A 26,003-nucleotide genomic window follows, 5' to 3' on the forward strand; every position below is an offset into this window, starting at 1 on the left:
CATTTCAATCCCTCCATCCCCACGCATAAATCTTCACTCCCCTCCCAACACTTACCACCCAGATAGTTACACCCCCTCCCAACATCATGTATAGTAAAGTTATGGGAAATAAACATGAACCCGCATATTATCTTGATCGCTTAAACGTACAATATGAAACATGGCAAAAACGAGGAGGAACGTGATGATACATCCAACACAGATTCAGGATATGCTGGAAGCCGCGCTGGAGACGGGCGGGGATTTTGCAGAGGTGTTCGTCGAGGACCGTACCAATGGACAACTGGGCATGACCGGAGGCGTCGTGGATACGGCGCTGTCAGGCCGAGATTTTGGGATTGGTATTCGGATCATGAAGGAGCATTTCTCGGTGTACGCCTACACCAGTGATATGAGCGAACAGAGCCTAATTCGGCTAGCAAAATCGGCCGCCAAGGCCATTCGCGGAGGTGGAGCGCCAGGTACACACACCCTTACACTCCATCCCCATGCGATCCCTAACCAACATCCAATTGCGATCATTCCTGACGGTTCGCAGAAACGCGCCAAGATTGACATGATGAGACGGGCGCATGAGGCGGCAAGCCAATACGATCCTTCCATTACGCAAACCTCCATTGGGATTAGCAACTCGCTCCAGAACGTGCTGATCGCCAATAGCAACGGACTGCTGGTGGAGGATACCCGTACGTATACACGCATGAGAATAAGCGCGATTGCGACCGATGGGGAGCATAGACAATCTGGCTTTCGCGGGCCGGGCGCATATGCAGGGACTGAATTTCTGGAGAACCTGAATATCGAAGAGAATGCGAGACACGCCGCTCGTATTGCGACCACAATGGTCAAAGCGGGATATGCACCTAGCGGCAGATTACCCGTAGTGATTGAGAATGGCTTCGGCGGCGTTCTTTTTCACGAAGCATGTGGACACGGGCTGGAATCTACGGCGGTGGCTCATGGAACCTCCGTGTTTGCCAATAAGATCGGGCAGCAGGTGGCTTCACCGCTTGTCACGGCTATAGATGATGGAACGATTCAGAACGCGTGGGGCTCGCTCAATATCGATGATGAAGGAGCGCCGACACAGCGCAATGTACTGATTGAGAACGGCATTTTAAAAGGATATCTGATCGACCGCATGGGCTCGCGCCAGATGGGTGTACCTGCGACAGGGTCAGGACGAAGACAGTCCTATAAATTCGCGCCTGCTTCCCGTATGAATAATACGTTTATTGCGAACGGAGATTCTACGCGTGAAGAAATCATTGCCAATACGGAGTACGGGATCTATGCCAAATCGCTGGGCGGCGGTTCGGTGAATACCTCGACGAGCGAGTTTAATTTTGCGGTTGAAGAGGCATATATGATTCGCAACGGCAAAATTGCCGAGCCGGTCAAAGGCGCAACGCTAATCGGCAAAGGGATTGAAACCCTGCAGAATATTGATATGGTCGGCAACAATCTGGATCATGGTCAGGGGATGTGCGGCTCGGTCAGCGGAAGTCTTCCGGTCAATTGCGGACAGCCGACAATTCGCGTGTCCGAGATGACCGTCGGCGGACGGAAGGGAGAATAGGCGATGAATATTCAGCAATTTCAGGAAGCGTTGTTCACAAAAGGCCGGGAAATCGGCTACGCGGATATGGAAATCTACTATGTAAATGGACGTTCTACCTCGGTGAAGGTACTGAAGGGAGAAATTGACCAATATACCATCGTTGAAAACGGTGGGCTTTCCTTCCGGGGTGTCATTAACGGGAAAATGGGCTATGCCTCTACAGAGAAGCTGGAACCGGACGTGATCGACTTTTTATTGGAAGAAGCACGCAGCAATGCGGACATATTGGAGAGCGAGGAACAGGATGAGCTGTTCGCAGGCTCTGAGAGCTACCCTGAGCAGCCTGCCTATGCCTCAGCGTTGGCTGACACGGCTCCTGAGATTCTGATCGAAGCGGCGCTAGAAATGGAGCGCACAGCGCTTGCCGCAGATCCACGGATTGTGATGGCTCGGCATTGCTCGGTCAGCATTCGTGAAAATGAGGTTCTGATAATGAATACAAAAGGACTACACTGCCATCGTCGCAAAAGTCTAGCGAGCGCTTATGTGTATGTGATTGCAGCAGACCATGACGAGACGGTAACTGGGGGCTGGCATGATTATTCGCTGCGGAGTGTGGAGGAAATTGATATCGCGAATGTGGCGCATAAAGCCGTAAAAGAGGCTGTTTCCAAGCTGGGTGCGCACACGATCCAATCGGATAACTATCCAGTCATTTTCCGTCATGATGCAGCAGCGCAATTGCTGGCTGCGTATACATCGGTATTTTCAGCGGAGTCGGTGGATAAAGGCTTTTCGCGATTGGCTGGGAAACTGGGGCAAAGGGTGGCAAGCGAGCGTATTACGCTAATTGATGATCCGCTGATGGAGAACGTTCCCGCAGGCAGTACGTTTGATGCCGAAGGCAGCGCAACCCATCGTAATGAGATCATCAAGGACGGAGAACTACGGACGTATTTCCATAACCGCAAGACAGCCCGCAAGGCTGGGGTGGAAAGTACTTCTAATGCTTCCAAGGGCAGCTATAACGGTAAAATTGGTGTGTCGTATCATAATCTGTATGTGGAACCAGGCACGTCTACGTTGGAGGACATGATTCGCAAGACGGATCGCGGGTTGATGATCGTAGAGCTGCAAGGGCTGCATGCGGGTACGAATACGGCGTCCGGTAATTTTTCGCTGGCTTGTCTGGGATACTGGATTGAGCAGGGGCAAGTGATCAGAGCGGTCAATCAGATCACCGTATCGGGCAACTTCTTTGATGTGCTGCAGCAGGTAGAGGAAGTTGGCAACGATTTACGTTTTACGGGAAGCTGCACATCGCCTTCGCTCAAGCTGGCTGCACTCTCGATTTCAGGTTCCTAATGACTGGAGCGGCCTTCTTTTTTCAGACTCACGGGCTGTTCCTGACGTTTTAATTGCTTAGCGATGACAGATGCCTGATGCATCGAGGTATGGTAAAGTAGGAGAAAGTCTTTGAAATATGAAAAAAAGGCTTGGTTACAGCACCGCGACAGGGTATTATAGACAATAATATATTCGAAAAAAGGTTCGAATTGAATTTTTATTGGGGGATGTATATGAGATATATTAGCACTAGAGGTCGAGTAGAAGCCAAAGGATTTATTGATACCGTGCTCATGGGGTTAGCTGACGATGGAGGTCTGATGGTACCGGAGCAGATTCCGACTGTGTCGGCGGCTACGTTAGGGCAATGGGCTACATTGAGCTACAGAGAGCTGCTGCTGGAAGTTTTTGCGCTGTATATCAATGATGAGATTCCTCCTGAAGATTTGGAACAGCTGGTGGAGCGCAGTTATGCGAGCTTCCGTCACCCGGAAGTTACGCCAGTGAAGAAGATCAACGATTCCCTGTCTATTTTGGAGCTGTTCCACGGGCCTACGTTCGCGTTCAAGGATGTGGCGCTGCAATTTATGGGTGAGTTTTATTCCTACGTGTCCAAAAAGCAGAATGAGATCATTCACATTTTGGGTGCAACCTCGGGCGATACCGGGGCGGCAGCGATTCAGGGTGTGCGTGGCAAGGAAGGCATTAAAATCTGTATTTTGCATCCACACCAAAAGGTGAGCAAGGTACAAGAGCTGCAAATGACGACGGTTGACGATGAAAATGTATTGAATCTGTCCGTAAAAGGGAACTTTGACGATTGTCAGAAGGTCATTAAGGACCTGTTTGCCGATCTGGATTTCAAAGGTAAACATCATTTGCGGGCGATTAACTCGATTAACTTTGTGCGTATTTTGGCACAAACCGTATATTACTTCTATGCTTATTTCCGGGCACAGGAGTCAGCGGGTACGAAAAAAATCAATATCAGTGTGCCATCTGGCAACTTTGGCAATATTTTTTCCGGCTTTCTTGCGAAGAAAATGGGCTTGCCGATCCATAAGCTGATCATTGCAACGAATGAAAATAATATTTTGGAGCGCTTCGTGAAGACAGGCGAATACAAGCCGGGCGACTTTAAAAGCACATACAGTCCTTCGATGGATATTCAGGTGGCGAGCAATTTCGAAAGATACCTGTATTACTTCCTCGGTGAGGATACAGCCAAGGTATCTGAATACATGGATAACCTCAAAACCGAGGGACGGATTGTGATCAGTGCAGAGGATTTAAAACGGGTGCAGCAGGATTTTGAAGCGCTCGGTGCTTCGAATGAGCAGTGTCTGGAGCTGATCAAAAAATACAAAGCCGAGTACGATTATTTGCTCGACCCGCATACGGCTTGCGGTATTGCCGCGTATGAGGCGTATAATGGCGCGGACGAAGTATGTGTGACCTTTGCGACAGCACATCCGGCTAAATTTGATGAAGCTATTCGTCTGGTGGACATCAAGCAGGAGTTTCCGACGCAAATTGAACAATTATTCTCGAAATCGCAGCATCAACAGGTGGTAGAGCATGACGAGGCAGAAATTGTGCGTCAGCTTGAAGCCTTTTATGTGTAAAAGAATGGGAAAGGAGGCTACGCCCTGCGCGCAGCCTCTTTTTTATTTCCATATTTTCCAGATGTGCTGTATGTTTTAGTTTCAATTTGTTCACATTATAATGCCATGTGGAGTAAGGTGTTAGGGCCTTAGAAATCGTGAAAAAAGCCCGTGAATCAAGGGATTTAGCTTTAATAAACTAACAGGCAATGAGAGGTTCATAGAGTTATTTGATGAAGGATACAAAAATTTTTTATAGGCGAATTAGATGTATTATTATAAAAAATCATGTATAGTTAACTAAATTTTATGAATACATAAAGTTCCACTCTCGAAGGTGCAGAATAAAGTCGTTCCGTCATTTAACAGAGGGGCTAATTATAAAAGGGGTGTATTAAATAATGACCATGATCCGTCCAGAGCAGAGTCAACAAGCAGCAGCCGAATATGTACAGTCCGTTTTTGAGAAGGTTATCGCGCGCAATCCTCATGAGAATGAATTCCATCAGGCCGTCAAGGAAATATTGGATTCGCTAATTCCGGTATTGGCTAAGCATCCTAAGTATATGCAGCAGGGGCTTCTGGAACGGCTAGTGGAGCCGGAGCGAGTCATTACCTTCCGTGTACCTTGGGTGGATGATGCAGGGGTTGTACAGGTCAACCGCGGCTTCCGCGTACAGTTTAACAGTGCGATAGGGCCTTATAAAGGTGGACTTCGCTTCCATCCGTCTGTATATCTGGGAATCGTCAAATTTTTGGGTTTTGAGCAAGTTTTCAAAAATGCATTGACGGGTCTTCCCATCGGTGGAGGTAAAGGCGGCTCGGATTTTGATCCCAAAGGGAAATCAGATAACGAAGTCATGCGTTTTACACAAAGCTTCATGACGGAGTTGTATAAATATATTGGTCCAGATGCCGACGTTCCGGCAGGGGATATTGGAGTAGGTGGACGTGAGATCGGATACATGTTCGGGCAGTACAAGCGGATTCGCGGAGGACATGAAGGTGGCGTCCTGACGGGTAAAGGGATTCATTACGGAGGCAGTCTCACACGTACAGAAGCGACTGGCTACGGTTGTGTATATTTTGTAAACGAGATGTTGCAGGCTCAGGGATCGTCTTTTGAAGGAAAACGCGTCGTCGTGTCCGGCTCGGGGAACGTATCTATTTATGCGATTGAAAAAGCACAGCAGCTCGGTGCTACAGTCGTGGCATGTAGTGACTCGAATGGCTACATCTATGATCCAGACGGTATCGATCTGCAGCTGGTAAAGCAGCTGAAAGAAGTGAATCGTCTGCGGATTAGCGAGTATACTCAAGAGCGTCCAGGCGCAATCTATACAGAAGGCTGTTCGGGGATCTGGTCGATCCCATGCGACATTGCACTGCCATGCGCCACACAGAATGAAATTGACGAGCAAGCAGCCCAGCTGCTGGTAAGCAATGGCGTAAAAGCTGTAGGCGAAGGTGCCAATATGCCATCCTCGCTACAGGCCATTGAAGTGTTTTTGGGCAATGGGGTTTTGTTCGGGCCAGCCAAGGCTGCCAATGCAGGCGGAGTAGCAGTCTCGGCGCTTGAAATGTCGCAGAACAGCATGCGCCTGTCATGGACCTTTGAGGAAGTGGATGCCAAGCTGCATGATATTATGAAAAATATCTATGCTAACAGCGTGAAGGCGGCTGAGGAATACGGTGTGCCGGGCAATCTGGTTGTCGGAGCCAATATCGCAGGATTTGTGCGCGTGGCCGACGCAATGCTGTCCCACGGGATTGTTTAGCACAACGGTATACCAACCCTTATCTGCTATTACATGATGATTGAATAAGTAAGCTAATGAAACAAAAGCTGAGTGGCTCTGTGTGAGTCGCTCAGCTTTTATTTGCAAAGAGCACTTTATTTTTCTCAGGGACTTGATTTATTTTTAAAGAGGATGTATATTACTTGATAGATCAATAATTGATGGATCAAAGGTCGGACCATCAAGCCCAGCGATATGCTTAAGGGAGGAGAGATTGATATCACCCAGACACCATCCGAGCCTGAGTATATTTTTGACATGCTGTTGTTGCTGAACAAGCAGATTAGCTCCAAGTTTGAGCGTTGTGCAGGAGTCAGCGCATCCAGATTGCAGCTATTGTGCAAATTGTATCAAGTGGAGGAGATTAGTCAAACTCTGCTGCAAAAAGAGGTTGGCATTGACGCTGCAGCCGTAACGCGTCATTTGAAACAACTGGAAGCGACAGCAATGGTCACACGACGCACGAAGCCAGAGGACAACAGGGTTACCTTGGTAAGCCTGACCGATTATGGGCGTGCACGCATTGTCATCTTTAAGCAGGAGCGCTCGCAGTTTGTAGCTCAGCTGCTACAGAGTTTTGACGAGACCCAGCGACACCAGCTAGCTGATATGCTGCAAGTGATGAATAGCCATATATCCGATATGGACTGACAACATTTTTTAAACATTACTATACCCACAGAGGGACAAGGAGAGATTGGAATGAATAATACGAATACATCCAGTACTGTAAAAACGAATGATTTTAAAGAAATCGCCCTGGGACGCCGTTCTGTAAAAGTATACGATCCGTCCGTGAAGATCAGCCGCGAGGAAATGACAGAGATTTTGACAGAAGCTACACGCGCGCCATCCTCCATTAACCTGCAACCTTGGCGTTTCCTCGTGATTGACAGCCCTGAAGGTAAAGCTACACTGGCACCATTGGCCCGTTTCAACCAACGTCAAGTAGAAACATCTTCGGCTGTGATTGCTGTATTTGGAGATTTGAACAACTTTGATAATTTCGAACAAATTTTCGGAGAAGCTGTAGAACTGGGCTATATGCCAAAAGACGTCAAAGAAATGCAACAGGAAAAAGTAGCAGCCCATTTTGCAGCGCTTGATCCAGTTGTGAACAAAGAAACGGTCCTGATCGATGGTGGCTTGGTATCCATGCAGCTTATGCTGGTAGCACGCGCTCATGGTTATGATACTAACGCTATTGGCGGTTTTGAAAAGGATCAAATTGCTGAAGCCTTTGGTCTGGAAAAAGATCGTTATGTCCCTGTTATGCTCATTTCCATGGGTAAAGGTATCAACGATGGTCATCCGTCCACACGATTGCCTATTGATCAAATTGCACAGTGGAAATAAGCAAAACGAACTAACATCTATACACAACATAAAAAAACAGGCGGACAAAGGAAATTCCTTTGCTTCGCCTGTTTTTTATTTGCTTGGATGCAACGTAGATCGCGGGTGCTTATCACGTTGTCAGTCTTTCGGTTATCATGTCACGGTATTTTCTCCCGGCGTCTCTGCCGAATCAGCGGTGTCATTCTGAAGGTGATGATAATGCTTGGGCCATATAATTTGGTGCGAAGTATGGCTAAGCTCCTCATAAAATAACGGGGCTTTCTTGATTAGACGTATGACCAGATGGAAAAAGAACCATCCATTCATCACCAACAACAAAAGGCTGATCAGAACACTTACCCATGGAGAGACTTGAGACCACAGCACGGGTCCACCCAGTACGTAATTAAGTCCAAAATACAACCAATACAAGAGACTGTAACGCTTGATGAGCCCCCACAGGGAAATCCGTTGTCCTGTCCCTATAAGATGAATACGCACCAGCCATTTCCCTGGCGTTCGTCCATTTGTTAAGTAAGGAACCACCATAAAGTATACCCCACTGGAAACCCAGAAAGCAGCAGGAACATGCAGAGACTCCATGATGCCGAGTAGCCCGATCCATATGATAGAATCCACGAAAAAGGCTACACCCCGTCGGGTATAGGACACTCGCTTCGTTGCCATGTCCACATGCTTGTCCAGATGTTCCAAGCGGGGCAGGAAGCGTGAAAACCATTCGCCTAATAGAAAGCCTAGCATGCCGCCCAAGGTATTAGCCAATAGATCGTCCACATCGAACACGCGATACGCATGGTCAAAAAATCCATACAGTCCTGTCAGCTGCGTCACCTCAAAGAAGAGGGAGAGGATAAAGGACAGAATCAGGCACCATCCCCATCGTGCACGGAAATAATAACGTAAGAACATACCGAAAGGCATGGTCATCACAACGTTAAAAACGACTTGCAGAAAAGCGCGCTCCTTCAGCAAATGAACATAGCTGGAGGGATGGGCGGGTGAGACGGATGTTTCTCTTATAATGTCATGAACGAACTGCAAGGGTATCAATTGTAACGCCCCCCCAGCTAGTGCAGCATTATGACGCGATGCCGGAAGTGGGAGTATGACCAGAAAGAAGACGTTCATCAAGTATAAAAGCATCAAGTAAAGCAGCCATGCTCTAGCCTTGTGAATATAGCCATGCCTGCGATATTGCACGATTAGGAAAGGCAGTGTAAACAACAACGCAGCAAAAGGAAACGCAAGAAAGGCATACGAAACAGGAAATAGATACGATTGAATCATGTGCTGCTTACGCCTGCTTTCTCCGGAACTTCACCAAAGACCAGATGATCAGAAATGCCATGAAAGCCAGGCACACGCTAATGCTAATACGATTTTGCGGGTCAAGCAAGAATAGGAACGCAATTACCCATAGGCATCCTACTGTAAGCGCCGTTACATAAGGGAATCCCCATATCTTGAAAGTAGGCTCCACGGGATAAGATTTGCGCAATTTCAATTGGGACAGACAAATGCAGCTCCAGACGAGCAGCACGACAAAGCCAGGTACAGCCATCAAAATACGGAACAGTCCGTCCTGAGCGATATAAGCAACCATGGAACCGACAATCAGGACTACAGCGCACAATTTGAGACTATTTACCGGAACCCCATTAGAAGATACACGGGCGAGTGATTTAGGACCTTCTCCATTGATAGCCAGCGAATGCAGCATACGTGTAGCCCCGTAAATCCCCGAATTGGCGGCAGACAGTACGGCAGTGATCAGAATAAAGTTCATGACATGAGCCGAGCCTTGAAGCCCTACAGAAGACAATACCTGTACAAACGGGCTGGTATTCGCATCCAGTTGGTTCCAGGGAATCAAGCCACAAATGATGAGAATGGGCAACGTATAGAACAAAACAACGCGAAGAATAAAGCTTTTAACCACTCTAGGCAGTACCTTTTCCGGATTTTCTGTCTCCGTCAACGTCAGTCCAATCAGCTCGGACCCGCCGTATGAAAAGGTAACGACCAGCAGCGCTGAAAAGATAGCCAACCAGCCATTGGGTAGAAATCCGCCGTGCTGCGCGTAGTTGCTTAGATAAGGTGGAGTTTCAGTGGGAATAATCCCGAACAGTATACAGCCACCCAAGGCGATGAAGATAATAATCATGGCAATCTTAATACCCGCAAGCCAAAATTCCAGCTCCCCAAATCCGCCGACACTCAGCATGTTAACGACAATAATGAAAGCTGCACTCACTAAACTGAGTACCCATAGAGGAACATCTGGCAACCAATATTGCAGGAAGCTTCCCGCGGCAATGACCTCAATGATACAGACGGCCAGCCACATGAAGCAATACAACCAGCCGATAATAAAGGAAAGTCGTTCTCCAAAAGCTTTGCGAATAAAATCTTTCATATTCATGTTGGGATAGACGGTAGCCATCTCGGCAATTGCGCCCATAACGACCAAGAGCAGGAGTCCCGCGAAGACATAGGATAAAATAACTCCAGGTCCTGCCAAGCTAATCGTTTCGGTACTTCCTTTAAAAATTCCCGTTCCGATGACTCCACCCATAGCCATAAAGGTAATATGCCGTGGGAGCAGCTTTTTGTGCAAAGTTGCTTCATTTGATTTCAATATGAAATCCTCCTTCATATAGTGTATAGCTTCAGCATAGCCCAAACAGGGTTACTTCAATTAGACTTATACTACATGAAAATATCCAATTAGGAAATGAAAGAAATAGGATCTGGTAGGGAGATTGAAATCGATAGAGGACAAACTGAAGAAAACAGAGGCAGAATGTTGGCGCTGATGATTGCTCTATCTGCGGTCATTCTGCCTTTATTGCTCTGCTCGGTGGATATTTAAGTGATCATGTAGGAGTATCGCATTGCGGTGAAGGATTAGCTCCGCAATATTCCTTTAGCCCGCACTTGCTTGAGCCAACCAGGAAACTCATTCAGCAGACGGTTGTACAATTCTGCGTCTGTCACGGAGTCAATGTCATCCAAGGCAAAGAAATCAGCATTATCGACTACGCGGCCGCGCATCTTATCCAACTTTCGAAGGATTCCGTAATCGGCTTGACCAAGACCTACAAATTGCCAGAAAATCGGGGCGCTTGAGCTTTTAATCAGCAGTTGTTCTATTTTTTTTTGTTCATAAATACCTCCATCACTGAAAAAGATAATGTAGGTCGGGATTATATCGTTGGGATCTTCTTTTGTATATTTTAGTATGATATCCTTCATGACTTCTGGTTCGTTATTTCCCCACCCTAGCTCACTATCTTCACTAGGCTCAGCATAATTCATATGAATGTAATTCTCGAAATTCCTCTCTGTGACGCTTGGAGCACGCTTGGCTTTGTCTGCAAAAAACCATACATCCATTTCACCATTGTCATCCATACAGGCGGCTACAGCCAACACACGTTCGCAGGCTTTTTGCACCGTCCCACCCGTGTACAATTTGAACATAGAAACAGAAGCATCGAATACAACCGCTACCCGTGCCTTTTCACAGTCTATGTGTTTCTTTTTTAGTGAATATTGTACATTCTGCTTGTGCAGATTGATTCTTCCACTCACAGGAGAAGTTTCTTTCATGTCAGCTTTATCCGCTGACGGTGCTGCTGGCGATTCCGTTTCCTCTACGGTGACACCGTGAGCCTCGGCAAGCGGCTTTAGTCCTCCGTTGAAACCACGTCCAACTGCGCGAAGCTTAAAGCCAGAAGTATGACGATACACCTCTGCCAGCACAAGCGATGTCTCACTGGTGGCTTCGGTGATGCTGTAGGTGATATGGGATTGCTTGCCTTGAGCAGTAACTGAGCAGCCGACCACATCGGCAAAAGTACCTGGGCCGTCCACTGTGGCCGCAAACACACATTTTTCCACTCCGGTTCGTTCCAGTTCCTGGAGCGCTACAGTAAACTCAGTGGTTCTGTCATTTGGACGCTGTAATCGTACATGGCCGTGCGGGTCAGCGGGTTGATTGTAAAAAACGAAATAGTCATCTGAGGAAACCTTTCCGTCTGCTCCTACCATAAAACAGCTAACATCCAGTTCGGCAGGTGCATGTTTCCATGTAATGGTGACCCGCACTGTATCTTCCTTACCGAATGGTGCATTAGCTCCTGTACTCAATGCAATGTTGGAACCGCTCATGCTGTCAAACCCCCTATGTATTTTAAATCTTGTATTTATACAAATTGTACCATGAAAATGGTATATACACCTTGTTTCGTGCAGGAATATTTGTCTCATGGTAGACGCAGTAAAAGATGATATATAATGAGGTTGGTTTGGAAAAAAAGTATGATATTTATGAAGCGGAGGCTTTGATACGTGAAGCAGGATCGGCAAAAGCAGGCAGGTTCCTATATCGGGATGAGCAAGGGACATGAAGCTGATGAGTTAAACAAACTGCTGTCCCTATGGCTCCATTCGTCGATCCGTGTCATGGATGTCCGGCATATTCGACTGGAGCCGGAAGAGTTGCTTCAACCGTATCGTCTTCCAGCGCAGGCTTTTGTATTTGTATTGCAGGGTAGCGTGCGTTTGGATGGTGATTGGAAGGATACGCCACACTCAGGGTACGTACTGCATGGCAGCAAAGGCTTTGAACTGAATATGAAACCCTCGCACTGCGGGATTGAATATATCCTTGTACTATATAAAGCGACTTCTCTATCTGGACATACGGTGTATAATCATCCTTCGATAGCTCATGGTTTTATACCGCCCTATCCGGTTATACTGTATCAAAAGCTGCAACTACTGGATGAAGCATGGCAGGACCAAGAGACGCTATCCAAGATTCAGGCTCAGGGTCGGTTCTATGATTTTGCATATGAATGTATACGGCAATTGCAGGAACCGAAGGCTCGAACTTCTACGCGGGATATCGTGACACAGGCGATTCGATTTATGCAGATCCATTATGCGGAGTCCGTAACGCTGGAACGTTTGGCCGGATTGTTGGAATGCAGTCCGAGACATTTGACCCGGTTATTTAAAAAACAAACGGATTGTAGCCCGATTATGTACTTGATTCAACTGCGAATGGACAAGGCGAAGGAGCTTTTGCGGAAGACGGATGCGACTTTGCAGGATATCGCTGTCAGTGTGGGGTACCCGGATGTCTATTTCTTTAGTCGCGCATTCAAAAAATATACGGGTGTATCCCCGGTTCATTACCGGGACAGCCTATATTCATCTGCTTTTGTGAGAGATACCAGTCTGGATAATCCATTAAGCATGTCCGGATGTTCCATTGATTCGATAAGTGGCGCCCTGCATACTGTTATTGAGGATAATAATCATTATCAAAATTATGATGAAGGGATTTTACGAATGAATAGAAACGCAAAGCATTCCATGGCATTTATTTTATTGCTTAGTTTTACCCTGCTGCTCAGCGCGTGCTCAGGCACATCAAGTCCTACGGCAACCGATAGCGCTTCGCAAGGGACCAATAATACATCAGCGGAACCAACATCACAGGAAAGGGTACTGAAGGATGCACTTGGGCATGAGGTGAAAATTCCGGCTCAGCCTCAGCGTGTGATCGCTTCTTATCTGGAGGATCATCTGGTTGCGCTGGGGGTCAAACCTGTAGCCCAATGGTCGGTAGGTAAAAATTCAGTTCAAGGTTACCTGCAAAAAGAATTGAAGGACGTTCCTACCATTGCTTCAGATCTTCCGTTTGAGGCGGTTCTGAACTTCAAGCCTGATTTAATCATTATGGACAGTGCGAGCATGGTGGAAGGCGACAAATATAATCAATACTCTAAAATTGCTCCAACCTACGTGGTAGGCACTAATATGAACAATGATTGGCGTCAAGAGCTGCTGACCGTGGGTGAGGTGCTGAATAAGAGCAGTGAAGCGAAGCAGGCATTGAGCAACTACGACAAAAAAGCAGCAGAGGCTAAAGCCAAGCTGAGTCAGACGGTAGGACAAAAAACTGCGGCGGCATTGTGGGTAACGGATAAAAATGTGTATGTCGTAAACCAGAATCTATCCAGCGGTGATGTATTGTATAAGGATTTGGGATTCAAGATTCCACAAGTTGTACAGGAGATTTCCAAAACGGCTAAGGCGAACTGGAGTAATTTATCGCTTGAGAAGCTGGCCGAGCTGGATGCGGATTATATCTTTATCGTGAACAGCAAAAACGTAAGTAAAGAAGATATTGTAAAAGATCCTGTATGGGCGGGAATTCCAGCCGTTAAAGAAGGCCATGTATACGATTTTGGTAAGGATTCTAGCTGGTTGTATACAGGTACAATCGCAAACAGTCAAATGATTGACGATGTTCTGAAAAATGTAACTCAGTAATCCAAATGGTAATCAAAAAACGCTCATCTTGACGACAGCATGTCGCAGGAAGGAGAGCGTTTTTTTATAAAAAGATGTCTGCATAAAGCAGACATCTGGTTTGTTTTCGATATTAGGCTTGCGGAGATACCAGGATTTTAACCTGATTTTTCTCTTTCAGGAGACCTTCAAAACCTTGCTCAATCACTTCTTCGAGTTTAATACGTTTGGTAACCAGCTTGTCGGCAGGGAAATAACCTTTTTCCATCAGGCTGATAACAGCTGGGAATACATCACGGTAGCCGATAATACCAGTCAGATTGCGTTCCTTCATAACGATATTGTTAGGCTTGATCGGAGCTTCTTTTTCAAAAATGCTGACGATCATGATTTGTCCGCTAATTTTAGTAGATTCAATAGCTTGAGTCAGCACAGGAGGTACTCCAGTGACTTCATAGGCTACATCTACACCGCCGTTGGTCCGTTTGTGCAGTTCTTCCACCACATCATAAGTTTTAGGATCAATCACGATAGCACCCAGCTCTTCAGCTTTAGCTTTACGCTCCTCGGAAAGCTCTACTGCATAAATCTCAGATGCGCCCGAAGCTTTCAACGCTTCAATAACCAGCAATCCGATAGGGCCAGCGCCAAATACTACAGCTTTGTCGCCGACTTTCAGTTGGCTTTGACGAACAGCATACAAAGCAACGGCCGAAGGCTCTACTAATGCGCCTTGCTCGAAAGATACGCTTTCTGGAATTTTGTGAACCATGTGCTCGTCAGCTGCGACATATTCAGAAAATCCACCACCGCCGCCTGCCAGACCGAGGAAGCCCATTTTATCGCAAAGATTATATTTGCCTTGTTTACATGCATCACATTCTCCACATGCAAACACCGGTTCTACAACTACACGGTCGCCAACTTGAATCTTGGTTACACCTTCGCCGATTTCGACAACTTGTCCAGAGAATTCATGTCCCATTACGATCGGCGCTTTTTCGCCAGTCAATGGATGCTGAGCATCTTGGGGAATGAAGATCGGTCCTGCTACATATTCGTGAAGATCACTTCCGCAAATGCCACACCATTCTACCTTAATTTTTACTTTTCCTGCCAGAGCAGCGGGCTGCTCAATATTTTCCAATCGTAAGTCTTTTACTCCATGCCATCTCAATGCTTGCATGTTTGTCATCTCCTTGAAGAATATATGATCATTGCTTCTATAAAAGTGAATGAATTAGGAAACGTTTCCGAAAAATAATATGTCACAATTTTTACACATTGTCAAACCAATTTAATGCAAAAAGCACTTGATTTTTTTGTGAATATAATCACTTGTGACTACAGTGCTATATTTGGCTCCTTACTTTTATACAAAGAGATTTTGCGAATTTTTTAGGTGAGGCAAAGACAAGAAGAAAACGACTTCAATTTTTAGACACTCAATCTGTGGTATAATATCAACATTAAGACTTTATCTTAGAAAGTCAGAAAACGATTCCGTTCTTGAAAGGATTTTGGGCGTGACAGATCAAAAGAAAGTAACCATAGAGGATGTAGCCAAGCGGGCAGGAGTCGGTATTGCGACTGTCTCCAGAGCTATTAATGATAGTGAGGGCATCAGCCCGAGAACGAAAGCCTTGATTTTGCAAGTGATTGAAGAGATGGGGTTTACGCCCAACACCTCGGCTCAGAGCTTGAAAGTTCGTCAGACACGACAAATCGCACTGGCCGTGCCAGACATTCGTAACGCGATTATTCCAGAGATCGCTTGGTCCGTAGAGCAGGCCGCCAAGCAGCATGGTTACCGGGTCGTGCAAATCAATACCGCCGGGAATGCCAGAATGGAGCTTGAAACAGTTCGTGAGGTCAAGAAGCTGCATGTCGACGGGCTCATCATTATGCCGCTGGCGTATCCCAAAATGTTGGTAGACATGATTAACAAAGCCAGCGTTCCCGTGTCCATTATTAACTATGGCAAGAAGCTGGGCGAAGATGTCAAAGCGGATATTGTCAGTCTGGCCCGACAAGAGGGAAGACTCGTGATGGAGCATTTACTTAAAATCGGCAGAACAAGAATCGCCTATGCAGGCGCTGCGAAGGACAAAATCGAGGAGAGATACTTCGCTTATGAGCAGTCTCTCCAGCATGTGGACCCTTCACTCGTTTATTTTGGTGATGATTTTTCCTTTGAGACAGGACTGCGTGCAGCCGATTATTTTTACAGCCTCAAACATATGCCGGATGCTATTTATGCGGTTAATGATATGGTGGCGATAGGGATCGTCAATCGATTTAAGGATTTGGGTGTAAAGGTGCCAGATGAGGTTGCTGTAGTCGGTATTGATAACAATTTGTGGGCTATGGTAACGACTCCTCAGATCAGCTCAGTTTCCATCATGGGGGAAGAGGTGGCACGGTTGGCTGCGGAGCTGCTGCTCAAGCGGATTCAGGAACAGACACCTGGGGATTATGAGCGTGTGCAATTCGAGCCTCGTCTGATCGTGAGGGAATCTAGCGTCTCCGTGATCCGTAAGCCTACGGTGGGACGTGACGAGTAGTAGGGTATGAGTGGATTTTGGGCAATTATAACGTCCATTGTTTGTTCAGACAGGAGAGTGGATTCATGTTAAAAGGTAATGGGTTTGTATCTGTAGCTTGTACTGCACTATTGCTGGCTGTAACCATAGGGTGCACTCCCCATCCAGTGGGACAGGATGCTGAAACTGCGGCGCCGTCCGGGGCAAACAATGGGGATTCCAAGCAAACTGCAGTCAATACGCAGCATACCCAGCAAAGTAAAGAGGAGCTAGTGCTGTCCTTTTATAAGGATTCATCCCTCAGTGATGAAGCAAAAGTCCGTCATATGACGGACCATTTAGCAGGAATCCAATGGGGAAAGATGAACAAAATCAATGAACATCAAAGCCTGGAAATTATCGAATATCTATATAGGCAGCGTGCTTTTATTCCATCGGAAAGCTTTGCAAATGTGATCCAGGCTTCTGACGGATTGGATGGAGCTTTAAGCGAAAGCTATGCTGGTCTTATGGGAGATTTGTTTACAAGAGATAGAACTGCGATGACTCGAGCATTGGCAAATATGGACAAAACCAACCGCACACAAGGTATAGGAAGCATCGGGTATGCTCTCAGCTATAGAGAACCCAAGGAAGTCAAGAAAGAGATTCAACAATGGCAGGCAGGACAAAAGCTAACTTCGGCAGAGAAGGATGTCATTCGAGCCTTGTTCGTCAAGCTGGATAATCCGTATTGATGCTCAAATAGCGATGACCACATGATAGAGGAATATATTGAACAGCCGCGTCTCAACCGGAGGAGCGGCTGTTTTGTGCTGTCTTTTTACATCCTACCATGTATGATTGGGATAAGCGTTAGTAAGACCAGTAGTTTCAGATGTTCATCTAACAACGGGTTCAAATGGTCGGGTGATCCTGATCCGAGCGCAAGCGTTTGATATCACTAATTGGAGGCAGGCCGAACAAGCGGGCGTATTCGCGGCTGAATTGTGAAGGACTCTCGTAACCTACCTGAAAACCGACATCTGCCGCATCCGCTGATTCGGATAACAACAGGCGGCGGGACTCTTGTAGGCGTAATTGTTTTTGATATTGCATTGGGCTCATAGCCGTAACCTCTTTAAAATGTCGATGTAGTGACGAAGGACTCATATTCGCTAGTTTGGACAATTCCTCAATACGCAACGGCTTATCATAATCCTGCTTAATCCGCTTTATGACTTCTACAATCCGGTTGGAATGGCTGCCGGCCATGACCAGTTGTTTTAAGGATTCCCCCTGATTACCCTGTAAAATCCTATACAGTATCTCACGAATGACTAATGGAGCCAGCACCGGAACATCCTGCGGATTTTCCAAAAGATGCACTAGCCTTATCACGGCATCCAGCAGTAGAGAGTTGGTTTGGCTTACATACAAGCCTCGTCTGGAATCAGGCATTGGGCTTGTGGGAAGAGCAGATTCCTTGATCAGATCCAAAACCTGATACGGATCAAAATTGAGCCGGAGGCACAAATAAGGAGCTTCTGCTGACGCTTGGATAACCTGCCCCGAGATCGGCAAATCCACCGACACAACAAGGTAGTCGGATGTGCCGTAATGGTAACTTTCCTCTGCGAGCATCACGACTTTTCTGCCTTGTGCCACAATACATAAGGCAGGTTCATGAACTTGATGTATCGGAACGGTTGTATTTGAACTTCGGACGAAGTGAAGCGAAGATATGGCTGTAGTGAGAACTCCGTCCTGATGTGAAAATCGTTCTATGAGCCTTGCCAACTCGGCTTGTTTTTCCATGGTAGAACCCTCTATTTTGGTTGCCTCCATCATGACACATCCCTTCTTTGCAAAATAACCCGTTTTCATTTTCAGTAGTTTATTACATATTAAGGGTCTTTGGAGGATTAGGCAATAATTTGCTCTGATTCTTCTACCGGGCTGATGGACATTCCTCTCATAATAAGATGCAGATACAACACCTAATGAGCAATTGAGAAAAAAATAGAAGGGCAAAGGAGTGGGAGCATGGAGAGTAACAAGGCGGAAAAAAGTGTACACGCTTCGCAGCATCCCTATATAGGGATGTGGGTAACTGAAGACGGAGATATCCGTCAAGAACTCTTGCCTAATGGCCGTTATGATGAAGCACGGGGTCAGAGACAAAGTGCCTATACAGGCAGCTATATCATAGAAGATGACTATATCAAATATGTGGACGACACCGGATTTACGGCAGATGGTGTATTCAAAAATGGTGTTTTGTATCATGCAGGGATGGTTTTTTACAGGGAAGTAAAAAAGTAATCTGTTTCAGTCCGTTTTTAAACTAAAGGAGGAATAAGCATGTTGGATATTAAAGGGAAAGTCGTAGCTATTACGGGGGCAAGCAGTGGGATCGGTGAGGCTACTGCCCGTTTACTTGCTCACCATGGGGCTCATGTAATATTAGGGGCCAGACGCACAGAGCGACTAGAGGCTCTGACATCCGAGATTCGTTCTAAAGGTGGATCGGCTGATTATCAGCAACTGGATGTGACTAAGAGGGACCAGATGGAAGCGTTCATTAAGTACGCGGAAAAAACATTTGGGCGTGTGGATGTAATTTTGAACAATGCGGGAGTGATGCCTCTTTCAAAATTAGAAGCCCTGAAGGTAGAGGAATGGGATCGCATGATTGATGTAAATATACGGGGCGTTCTGCATGGGATTGCGGCAGGGCTTCCGATTATGAAAAAGCAAGGATTTGGTCAGTTTATTAATATCGCCTCTATTGGCGCGTATAGTGTAACCCCAACTGCAGCGGTGTATTGCGCAACGAAGTATGCGGTTCGGGCAATTTCTGAAGGGTTACGTTTGGAGGTGGGGGGAGATATTCGTGTGACGCTGGTATCGCCAGGAGTAACCGAATCTGAGCTTGCTGACAGTATTTCAGATGAAGAGGCCCGGCAAGGAATGAAAGAGTACCGTCGTATTTCGATTTCGCCTGATGCCATTGCCCGTTCCATTCTGTATGCCATGGAGCAGCCAGCGGATGTAGATGTTAATGAAATTATTGTCAGACCCACGGCAAGCCCGAATTAACGCCATGGCGTCCAAGATTCCCCCTCTCTACTCCGTCATTTTTCCCTCCATCCTTTATGGATGGGGGGTTATTTATCGGATGAGAAAGACCATCATTTACACCTCAGAGTGTAAAAAAGCTGTACCTTTATAATAAACAGGTTTACTTTTACAAATGTTTGTGATAACTTTATTTCGACAAACATCAAAATTAAGACTGGAACAGAAGGGAGCCGAACAGGGTGAAAGATACAACAGAGATGCAGCAAGCTGTAAAAATATATAAAGCACTTGGAGAACCCACTCGTCTCAAAATAGCACTTCTGCTAAAAGAGGAAAGTGACCAATGCTGCTCTGTGCTGGGCGAGAAGCTGAACAGTGTAGCTATTTCAACACTATCGCACCATCTGAAGCAAATGGCAGAGTCGGGGCTGCTCACATACCGTAAAGAGGGGACGTTTATTTATTACAGCTTGGATGTGGAAGCAGCGCAGAAATATGCCCCGTTCCTGATAACATAAATTTTTTTAGTCTTAATTTCGATATTTGTAAAAATATAAAAATACCAAAAGAAAAGAGGCGTTATTTAAAAATGCAGAGTACGTGGAAAGTGTATATTTTGGCCATTGTCAGTTTTTTGGTAGGCACATCTCAATATATCATCGCAGGTATTTTGGATCAGATTTCGGCGACGATGGGAATTACAGTGGCGGCTGCAGGTCAGTTGATTACCGTTTATTCTCTGGCTTATGCGATTGGAACGCCGTTCCTGATGGCAGTAACCGCTAAATGGGACAGACGCAAACTGCTCTTGAGTTCCCTTGGATTATTTGCAGTTGCCAATGTTCTGTCCTTTGCACTGCCGGCCTTTGGAATGTTTATTGCTGCACGTATTCTTATGGCCCTCGGAGCGGGGATGGTTGTGGTTACAGCTCTGAGCATTGCAGCAAAAATTGCCCCAGCCGGCAAACAGGCCAGTTCTATTGCTACAGTCACTATGGGTTTTACAGCCTCGCTGATTATCGGGGTGCCACTTGGAAGAATGATATCTTCTGCGTATGGCTGGAAAACCGTATTTCTCGGCATTGCGTTGACAGGGATTATTGCCTTGATCGTTATCGTTATGACGCTTCCTCGTTTGAAAGGAGATCAACCGATCCCCTTACTACAACAGTTTGCTCTTCTGAAAAAGCCTGAAGTCGCTTTGGGATTAGCTATTACCTTCTTTTGGGGAGGGGGTTATTCCCTCGCGTATACTTACATTTCACCGTACTTGCTGAATGTATCAGGGGTAGGGGATAATATGCTAAGTTCAGTATTACTTGCCTTCGGAATCGCCAGTCTGATCGGGTCGAAAATCGGTGGATACAGCGCAGATAAAAAGGGTATTTCCTTTACATTATTCGGGGGCATGGTGCTGCACGGTATTTCCTTACTCTTACTTCCTTTTGCCGCTCATTCCCTGATCGCAGTATTTGCTTTATTGATCCTTTGGTCGTTCGCAGCCTGGACAACTGGACCTACTCAACAATATAATCTGGTCACACTTGTGCCTGAATCTTCCGGTGTGATGCTGAGTCTCAATCAGTCTACGATGCAGCTTGCTATGGCAGCCGGAGCCGGAATCGGCGGTGTAGTTGTTGGTCAGGTTTCGCTGGCTTCCATCACTTGGTTTGGAGCAGCCGGTGTCGTCATCGCCATTGTAGCTGTATATTTACTTTCACGAAGATCCTCAGTTCACACTGGATTGGGTGTTACGGAGTAAAGTGCATAGATAAGTGAAGAGGAGGCCCAGCGATGGATAACATTGCGGGCCTTGTTTGATTTGAATGAGCAATAATATACTCTCTTGCAGTAGGAGGGCTTATTCAAACGCAATATCAGTGATTTTGCCGCCTTCCTTAAAGCCGATATTTTTATAAACTTGATTGGAAGCCGAATTTTTTAATCTGCATATAGCATGGGTACTAAATGCTCATTTTCCAAAATGCAACATAGCTTGGATACCATTGCGCTGGCAAAACCTTTCTTTCGCAAATTAGGCGGGGTATACACAGCATTAATGCGAGCATGTCTCGGAGAGCGGTGAGCAATATTAGCCATGGATACGGGCATGTTATTTACTATCCAAAGGTACAAATTTCCTGTCCTGATGGTCTTCTCCGCAACCGATATTTGACTAACCGGATCAATAGAACTACCTAAAGCCTCTTCTGAAAAACCAGCTAGAAACTGGGCAACTAATTGTACATCCTCTGTGATGGATTGTCGGATCATTCCCTCAACGCCCGAGGGCTTTTTATATTTAGGACAGAAATAAGATTCCATGACCATGTGGGTATGTACCTGAGCAGCATGACGCTGTGCGTAAGCTTTTGCGAACTTCTCGACTGTTTTGGCATCACCACAAACACCTGATAATGTGGTTCCTTTTAAATAACGTAAGAGTTCTTCTATATAGGTCAACTTATGATTATCTGTGATTTGTTGTGAGACCCATAGCCAAGCCTTATGTCCGGGGGATTGAGCAAAGATCATATTTTTATCAGACGTTTTGAGGCATGTTGACCCTTCTGACTCACAAATTCGATGGATCAAATTGTATCGAACTTCATCAGCCAAAAATTGATTTTGATTTAATATATCGTCGTTTGGGACTAGTAGCTCAATCATGACTCGGCCTCCTAAAAATGAGCTATGACCTAAGCACTTGTAAAGTGCTATGAAAAGTAAAATGCTATGAAGATCCAGTTGTTATATCTACTAGGATTTAAACTTCCGCGCTATAAGCTTCTTATTTTTTTGTCGCCAAATCCATCTTTCGATAAAGTTTTTTTCTTTTCTTTCCTGAAGTGTTTCCTTCATACCCTTAATAAGAAATTCGGATCTTCGCTTGTCGTTTCTGCTAATTTCACGTAGTTCCTCAATAAATTTATCGTCCATGTCCGCATCTCCGTTAGTTCAAGATTTTCCAAATTGCTAAGCTAGATTATACAGAACGTATGTTCCTTTTTCAAGTCTGCGTCTGCTCTATTCAATCATATAACCATTTTTAGATGGATGCTGCGAGGCCCGCGCCAATCGGATGGTGAAGCATAAGATAAAGTTGAAAGGAGGAATTACAACATGGACAACAAAGCATATGTATCTCAAACGTATCCACGTCTTACAGTCTACAACGAAGAAAATTTTCGGGGTTCCAGGAGAGTATTCAGAGGAAACCTAGGCATTCGTAATACCGATAACATTCTCGACGGCATCGAAAGTCTGCGTTTCTTTTCTACCAGCAGCAATGCTACACTTGTACTCTTTACTGGCACGCGGTTTAGAGGTAACTTCCGTGTGTTTAGAGGCAATCGCAACATCGCCGACCTGGATGATCTGATTCGCGGGAATGATGTGGAATCTATTATCTCTACCAATCAACGTTTGACGTTGCAGCAAATCCGTAATATCCGCAGTAGCGGTAGACTGCCATCTGGCTATCGAATCATCTAACGGCCTTATTTCGACTTCATAAACCATTTTACAAGACTGTTTCAGGAGCTTGCAACTTTCGGGCTTCTGGGACAGTCTCTCTATTTGTACACGCGACCTACATACTCGAATGATGAGAGGAACTGTATGGGAGAATGGGATGCTGTTAGCAGTCATCGCCAACCCAATGTTCATGAAAAATAGATAAAGGAGGACATACGATATGCCCTCCTAATGACGTATATTATATTTACTTCAGTTCCCAATTAGTTGCTTTGATCACAGCTGCATCTGCGTTCTTAAGATCTGTTTCGCCAGAAGCTAAGAGAGAGCTCCATTGTTTCACACGATTCTTACCATTGGGAGGTTGGTTATAATCATTGGTATCGACAACCAATGTACGCTTAGCATAGAAGCTAGTCATGAACTTCTTCTCATTCGTACTACTGCCTGAGCGTGAGAGGATTCCTTCAAGACTACCTGAATCACCAGTAGCGCCTTGATTGAGTGCTGTGTCGACAAATGATCCAATCGTCAGAGCAGTATTAAATCCGCGTTTCTGTGCTTGCTGTACACTATATTCGATATAGGTGTCATAGAACGTACGCCACATGGCTTCTCTCCAAGCTTCATTGTTTTGGAGAGCGTTGATCTTCTTCTTGATTACACTATCGCTATCGCTGAGTTTTAGAATCGAACCACTCATTTTCCCCTTCAGACCAGCACGTGTTAATCCACCTGCAATGGAAGGGTTACTAGCTCCACTAGCAGCATCAAAAGCTTTGAATAAGTCCGGACCATCGGGTCCTGTATCATTTGAACCGCCTGTTGTTGCTCCAAAGATACCGATTGTGTATCCGCGATTATCGCCGATATCTTCAGCATAGCCATAGAATTCAGTCCATTTCAAAGAATCTTGCTCTGGTTTGTTCACTAGCTTCATAATATTATCCCATTGCTCACCGTCGAGTCCTGTATTAGCCTTCAGAAACTGAAGTGTTGAAGGTGAGAAATTAGCATCATGATCAATAGCTGTAACCGTTGCTTGGCTAGTAGCTTCTTCGCTGGTAAGGGATAATGGCTCTATACTAGCTTCATTTGAATGGTCGAAGCCCTCATTTAAATCGATCGTTTTCTGCACCGGAGTTCCATTCTCTTCAGCAAAAGCCTTGCTAGGTGAAGGGCCGGATAAGCTAGAGAAAGAAGTGATTACAGTAAAGCTTAGCAAGATCATAAGGAACTTTGTTTTATACATATAACTCCTCCTATAATAATGTAATTGTGAAAGACTAAAAGCGTAGATTTGCATCTAACTCGAATTGATTTAGCAAGAGTATAGATAAGAAGCATAGGATTGAATAGAGCTTAAATAACCGTTTTTTTCAAAAATTATGATTTATATGTGAATAAATGGACCTAGTTGTTCCCAGATTCCTACAGACCATAAGTGCAAGAATGAGGACGAAACAAAGATAGTCTCTTGATAAAATGAGATACATCACATATCAGGAGGCTACATTTATGAACAAAATTCATCAGTTTCATGCACTTCACACATCAGAGGAACTTTTATTTTTAGGGAACGCCTGGGATATGCTATCTGCGGTGGCTCTGGAGAAGGCAGGCTTTAAGGCGATAGGTACGACGAGCTGGGGAATTGCCAATACGCTTGGATTCTCAGATGGAGAGCTTATTAATTTTGACCAGCATGTAAGCGTTATTCGGACGATTGCTGAGCATGTTCAAATTCCAGTGTCGGCAGATATTGAAGCAGGATATGGGGAGGATACGGCAACGATTGTTGAGCATGTTTTAAGGGTAGCCGATGTGGGAGTTGCAGGAATTAATATTGAGGATTCTTTGAAGACGCAAAAGGGGCTTCGAGAAGTGGGCCTGCACAGCAACCTGTTGTCCAAAATAAGAACAGCATTGGATGTGCGTGGGTTTCAAAAGTTTTTTATAAACGCAAGAACGGATACATATTTGCAGATGGATGCCCCACTTTCAGAGACCATAGAGCGGGCCAAAGCGTATGTGGATAGTGGTGCGAGCGGAATTTTTGTTCCAGGATTAAAGAGTGATGAAGAGATCAGGGAAGTTGTGTTTCATATACATGCTCCGCTTAATGTTTTATCCCTGCCGGGTCTGACGAATGTCCACCAGCTTCAGCAGTTAGGTGTTAAACGGTTTAGCTTTGGAAATGCATTTTCTGATAAGATAATAGTTGCTTTGCAAAAGAATGCCGAACAGTTGATAGAGCTTCAAGATACATCACATTTATATGAGGATTTTGCAAAATCCTGAACTAGATGAATATGAACTATAGAAAGGACAGAGCATTCGATCATGGCTAACATCAATCTTTCTTTTGAAGAAATGTGGGAGAAAATTATAGCGTGTGATCGTAAGTATGACGGGTTGTTTTTTACCGCTGTGAAAACAACCCGCATATACTGCCGACCTTCCTGTCGATCCAAAAAGCCGAAAAAAATAAATGTGGAGTTTTACTTTGATTTGGACAAAGTGGAAAAGGCGGGTTTTCGTGCTTGCAAAAGATGCCAGCCCCATACAGACCATTCGCCGTATATCAGACTTGTGCAGAATGTGGTAACCTTCTTGGTCAATCAATACAAGGAAAAAATTGTGTTGCAGGATATTGCGGATCATATCGGAATAAGCTCCTTTTACTTGGATCGGATCTTTAAACAGGAAACCGCTGAAACCCCGCGTACGTATTTGGAAAAAATAAGAGTAGATAAGGCAGCCTATCTTCTTAAAAGTACAAATCTTACGAATCTTGAGATTTGTTATGAGACGGGTTTCCAAAGTCCCTCCCATTTCTATAAGGCGTTTCGCAGCTTGAACCATTGTTCTCCTAGTGAGTATAGGAAGTTGAGTAAGGAATAGAAAAGGAAGGAGGTCATAT

At 45.4% G+C, this 26,003-nt stretch carries 23 protein-coding genes; 16 read left to right on the top strand and 7 right to left on the bottom strand.

The genetic code is table 11. The annotated features are described in order from the left end of the window. Window positions 1-184 precede the first annotated feature (184 nt). The 6 genes from WA407_RS13375 to WA407_RS13400 all read left to right on the top strand — a co-directional run bounded on the left by WA407_RS13375 (window position 185) and on the right by WA407_RS13400 (window position 7,667). Entirely contained in the window at window positions 185-1,579 is a 1,395-nt protein-coding gene (locus WA407_RS13375) for a TldD/PmbA family protein (RefSeq protein ID WP_336077539.1), read from the top strand. A 3-nt stretch (window positions 1,580-1,582) separates the two neighbouring features. Further along, complete coding sequence (locus tag WA407_RS13380) at window positions 1,583-2,926, top strand: TldD/PmbA family protein (RefSeq protein WP_336077540.1); 1,344 nt, start codon at window positions 1,583-1,585, stop codon at window positions 2,924-2,926. Window positions 2,927-3,141: 215 nt separating this feature from the next. Next, complete coding sequence (gene thrC / locus WA407_RS13385) at window positions 3,142-4,533, top strand: threonine synthase (RefSeq protein WP_336077541.1); 1,392 nt, start codon at window positions 3,142-3,144, stop codon at window positions 4,531-4,533. A gap of 380 nt (window positions 4,534-4,913) precedes the next feature. Further along, window positions 4,914-6,290: an NADP-specific glutamate dehydrogenase gene (gdhA, locus tag WA407_RS13390; protein ID WP_235309024.1), complete on the top strand. Its 1,377-nt coding sequence runs from the start codon at window positions 4,914-4,916 to the stop codon at window positions 6,288-6,290. A gap of 279 nt (window positions 6,291-6,569) precedes the next feature. Next, the gene (locus WA407_RS13395; RefSeq protein ID WP_025718154.1) at window positions 6,570-6,962 is read left to right on the top strand and encodes a MarR family winged helix-turn-helix transcriptional regulator; all 393 of its coding nucleotides are present in this window, start codon (window positions 6,570-6,572) and stop codon (window positions 6,960-6,962) included. Between the two features lie 51 nt (window positions 6,963-7,013). Then, window positions 7,014-7,667, top strand: a complete 654-nt coding sequence (locus WA407_RS13400) for a nitroreductase family protein (RefSeq protein ID WP_061828772.1) — start codon at window positions 7,014-7,016, stop codon at window positions 7,665-7,667. A gap of 135 nt (window positions 7,668-7,802) precedes the next feature. Here WA407_RS13400 and WA407_RS13405 read toward each other — a convergent pair whose 3' ends face one another. From WA407_RS13405 to WA407_RS13415, 3 genes are all read right to left on the bottom strand, one after another. Next, window positions 7,803-8,957: a VanZ family protein gene (locus WA407_RS13405; protein ID WP_336077542.1), complete on the bottom strand. Its 1,155-nt coding sequence runs from the start codon at window positions 8,955-8,957 to the stop codon at window positions 7,803-7,805. A 7-nt stretch (window positions 8,958-8,964) separates the two neighbouring features. Continuing rightward, entirely contained in the window at window positions 8,965-10,308 is a 1,344-nt protein-coding gene (locus WA407_RS13410) for an amino acid permease (protein ID WP_336077544.1), read from the bottom strand. A gap of 269 nt (window positions 10,309-10,577) precedes the next feature. After that, the gene (locus WA407_RS13415) at window positions 10,578-11,843 is read right to left on the bottom strand and encodes a VWA domain-containing protein (RefSeq protein ID WP_336077545.1); all 1,266 of its coding nucleotides are present in this window, start codon (window positions 11,841-11,843) and stop codon (window positions 10,578-10,580) included. Between the two features lie 180 nt (window positions 11,844-12,023). Here WA407_RS13415 and WA407_RS13420 point away from each other — a divergent pair, with 180 nt between their 5' ends. Next, window positions 12,024-14,018, top strand: a complete 1,995-nt coding sequence (locus tag WA407_RS13420; RefSeq protein ID WP_336077546.1) for an AraC family transcriptional regulator — start codon at window positions 12,024-12,026, stop codon at window positions 14,016-14,018. A 112-nt stretch (window positions 14,019-14,130) separates the two neighbouring features. Here the strand turns inward: WA407_RS13420 and WA407_RS13425 are convergent, their stop codons facing one another. Continuing rightward, window positions 14,131-15,183, bottom strand: coding sequence for a 2,3-butanediol dehydrogenase (locus tag WA407_RS13425; protein WP_028542246.1), 1,053 nt, complete (start codon window positions 15,181-15,183; stop codon window positions 14,131-14,133). A 340-nt stretch (window positions 15,184-15,523) separates the two neighbouring features. Between WA407_RS13425 and WA407_RS13430 the strand changes: the two genes are divergently transcribed. Together WA407_RS13430 and WA407_RS13435 are read left to right on the top strand one after the other, a co-directional pair. Beyond that, complete coding sequence (locus WA407_RS13430) at window positions 15,524-16,561, top strand: LacI family DNA-binding transcriptional regulator (RefSeq protein ID WP_235309036.1); 1,038 nt, start codon at window positions 15,524-15,526, stop codon at window positions 16,559-16,561. A gap of 65 nt (window positions 16,562-16,626) precedes the next feature. Further along, the gene (locus WA407_RS13435; protein WP_336077547.1) at window positions 16,627-17,277 is read left to right on the top strand and encodes a hypothetical protein; all 651 of its coding nucleotides are present in this window, start codon (window positions 16,627-16,629) and stop codon (window positions 17,275-17,277) included. 160 nt (window positions 17,278-17,437) lie between these two features. On the opposite strand, the gene WA407_RS13440 is transcribed toward WA407_RS13435, so the two are convergent. Beyond that, window positions 17,438-18,367: an AraC family transcriptional regulator gene (locus WA407_RS13440; RefSeq protein ID WP_336077662.1), complete on the bottom strand. Its 930-nt coding sequence runs from the start codon at window positions 18,365-18,367 to the stop codon at window positions 17,438-17,440. A 198-nt stretch (window positions 18,368-18,565) separates the two neighbouring features. Here WA407_RS13440 and WA407_RS13445 point away from each other — a divergent pair, with 198 nt between their 5' ends. From WA407_RS13445 to WA407_RS13460, 4 genes are all read left to right on the top strand, one after another. Continuing rightward, the gene (locus WA407_RS13445; protein ID WP_336077548.1) at window positions 18,566-18,844 is read left to right on the top strand and encodes an Atu4866 domain-containing protein; all 279 of its coding nucleotides are present in this window, start codon (window positions 18,566-18,568) and stop codon (window positions 18,842-18,844) included. Window positions 18,845-18,883: 39 nt separating this feature from the next. Further along, complete coding sequence (locus WA407_RS13450; protein WP_028542250.1) at window positions 18,884-19,621, top strand: SDR family oxidoreductase; 738 nt, start codon at window positions 18,884-18,886, stop codon at window positions 19,619-19,621. A 221-nt stretch (window positions 19,622-19,842) separates the two neighbouring features. Beyond that, window positions 19,843-20,121, top strand: a complete 279-nt coding sequence (locus WA407_RS13455; RefSeq protein ID WP_013311367.1) for an ArsR/SmtB family transcription factor — start codon at window positions 19,843-19,845, stop codon at window positions 20,119-20,121. 71 nt (window positions 20,122-20,192) lie between these two features. After that, on the top strand, window positions 20,193-21,365 hold the full coding sequence (locus WA407_RS13460) for an MFS transporter (RefSeq protein ID WP_336077549.1): 1,173 nt from the start codon (window positions 20,193-20,195) through the stop codon (window positions 21,363-21,365). A gap of 179 nt (window positions 21,366-21,544) precedes the next feature. On the opposite strand, the gene WA407_RS13465 is transcribed toward WA407_RS13460, so the two are convergent. Next, on the bottom strand, window positions 21,545-22,273 hold the full coding sequence (locus WA407_RS13465; protein WP_336077550.1) for a GNAT family N-acetyltransferase: 729 nt from the start codon (window positions 22,271-22,273) through the stop codon (window positions 21,545-21,547). 453 nt (window positions 22,274-22,726) lie between these two features. Between WA407_RS13465 and WA407_RS13470 the strand changes: the two genes are divergently transcribed. Further along, entirely contained in the window at window positions 22,727-23,098 is a 372-nt protein-coding gene (locus tag WA407_RS13470) for a hypothetical protein (protein ID WP_061828782.1), read from the top strand. A gap of 229 nt (window positions 23,099-23,327) precedes the next feature. On the opposite strand, the gene WA407_RS13475 is transcribed toward WA407_RS13470, so the two are convergent. After that, entirely contained in the window at window positions 23,328-24,332 is a 1,005-nt protein-coding gene (locus WA407_RS13475; RefSeq protein ID WP_336077551.1) for a chitosanase, read from the bottom strand. Window positions 24,333-24,598: 266 nt separating this feature from the next. Here WA407_RS13475 and WA407_RS13480 point away from each other — a divergent pair, with 266 nt between their 5' ends. Next, window positions 24,599-25,381: an isocitrate lyase/PEP mutase family protein gene (locus tag WA407_RS13480; protein WP_336077553.1), complete on the top strand. Its 783-nt coding sequence runs from the start codon at window positions 24,599-24,601 to the stop codon at window positions 25,379-25,381. 42 nt (window positions 25,382-25,423) lie between these two features. Next, window positions 25,424-25,984, top strand: a complete 561-nt coding sequence (locus tag WA407_RS13485) for a bifunctional transcriptional activator/DNA repair enzyme AdaA (RefSeq protein WP_336077554.1) — start codon at window positions 25,424-25,426, stop codon at window positions 25,982-25,984. The last annotated feature ends 19 nt before the right edge of the window (window positions 25,985-26,003 follow it).

Source organism: Paenibacillus sp. 203 (assembly GCF_037027525.1).
In the GTDB taxonomy this organism is placed as follows: Bacteria; Bacillota; Bacilli; order Paenibacillales; family Paenibacillaceae; genus Paenibacillus; species Paenibacillus polymyxa_B.